A 1,596-nucleotide genomic window follows, 5' to 3' on the forward strand; every position below is an offset into this window, starting at 1 on the left:
GCGGTGAGCCGCAGACCCGTGAGTTCAAGCGTGTCGCCAAGAACGGTCACGAGGTGTGGATCCAGGCAACCTACAGTCCAGTCCTCGACCGCGCCGGTCGGGTCAGCAAGATCGTCAAATTCGCCTCCGACATCACGGCGCAGGTGCAGCGCGCGATCGACCAGGAAGGCCAGCTTGCTGCCCTCAACCGCTCGCAGGCGGTCATCGAGTTCACCCTCGACGGCACCATCCTGACCGCCAACGCCAACTTTCTCGACGCAGTCGGCTACCGGCTCGACGAGATCCGCGGTCAGCATCACAGCCTGTTCGTTGATGCGAACGAACGAACGGGAGAAGCCTATCGCAGTTTCTGGGGTCAACTCGGACGGGGCGAATTCGCAGCTGGCGAGTTCCGCCGCATCGCCAAGGGCGGTCGAGAAGTCTGGATCCAGGCAACCTACAACCCGATCCGCGACCGGGACGGCGTGCCGATCAAGGTGGTGAAGTTCGCGACCGACATCACCGCCCAGGTGCATGAGCGCCAGCGTCGGATCGAAGCGCAGCACGCGATTGGCACCGACCTCGATGCGATCGGGCAGGCGGTCGAGAACGTCACCCGTCAGACGGTCGAGGCGGCTGGAACGGTGGGGCAGGTCTCGAACGACATCCAGTCTGTCGCTTCGGGCGCCGAAGAGCTATCGGCCTCGGTCGGCGAGATCAGCCAGCAGGTTAGCCATGCTGCACGCATGGCCGGACAGGCGGTTGAGCAGGCGCAGCGCACGGGCAGCATCGTTGCGGGCTTGAGCACCCAGGCGGCGCAGATTGGCGAGGTGGTGACGATGATCCAGGGCATCGCCAGCCAGACCAACCTGCTGGCCCTCAACGCCACCATTGAAGCCGCGCGCGCTGGCGCGGCGGGCAAGGGTTTTGCCGTGGTCGCCTCCGAGGTGAAGGCGCTGGCCGAGCAGACCGCCAAGGCGACCGATCAGATCCGCGGACAGATCCAGGCGACGCAGACGGCTACGCGCGAGGCCGTGGACGCCATCGGCTCGATCCAGGCGACGATCCGCTCGCTCGATGAGGTGTCGGGCGCCATTGCCGCTGCGGTCGAGGAACAGTCTGCGGTCACGCGAGAGATGTCGGGCAGCATGCAGACGGCCGCGCACGGCGTGACGACGATCGCCAGCAGCATGGAGGACATCGCCCGGGCGAGCGAGCAAGTCGATGTTGCGACCCGTCAGGTGCGCCAAGCCTCGCAAGCAGTCGCGTGACCCCACCGAGATACGAGAGGATCACATGAGCGCGACTGTCATTCCTCTCAAAGGCCGGTTCAAGCCGCCGCTGACGAACATCCGCTCCGACGCCGTCGAGAAGGAGCTGACAGCCGACGCTGCAAGCGCGTTCCATGACGGTACGCGGGTCCGGCTGCTGCTCGATGGTTTGCGTGCTCAGCAAGACACGTTGCTCTCGGCGATCGAGAACCTGCGGGCGCCCTCGTTGCGGGCGCATCCAGACCTAGGGCGCCACACTGCTGCCCTCGAAGCGGCGTCCATCCAGGCGCTGGCGGAGATAGGGTTATTGATCCGGTGCGGTACAGAGTTGCTGCGCCGGCTGGAA

2 protein-coding genes are annotated in these 1,596 nt (G+C 65.7%); both read left to right on the plus strand.

All coding sequences use genetic code 11. The annotated features are described in order from the left end of the window. The coding region (locus tag FV227_RS28520) for a methyl-accepting chemotaxis protein (RefSeq protein WP_147860470.1) at positions 1-1,250 on the plus strand (1,250 nt) is incomplete at its 5' end. 25 nt (positions 1,251-1,275) lie between these two features. After that, on the plus strand, positions 1,276-1,596 hold a 321-nt coding region (locus FV227_RS28525), incomplete at its 3' end, for a hypothetical protein (RefSeq protein ID WP_147860471.1).

This window comes from Methylobacterium sp. WL119 (genome assembly GCF_008039875.1).
GTDB lineage: Bacteria > Pseudomonadota > Alphaproteobacteria > Rhizobiales > Beijerinckiaceae > Methylobacterium.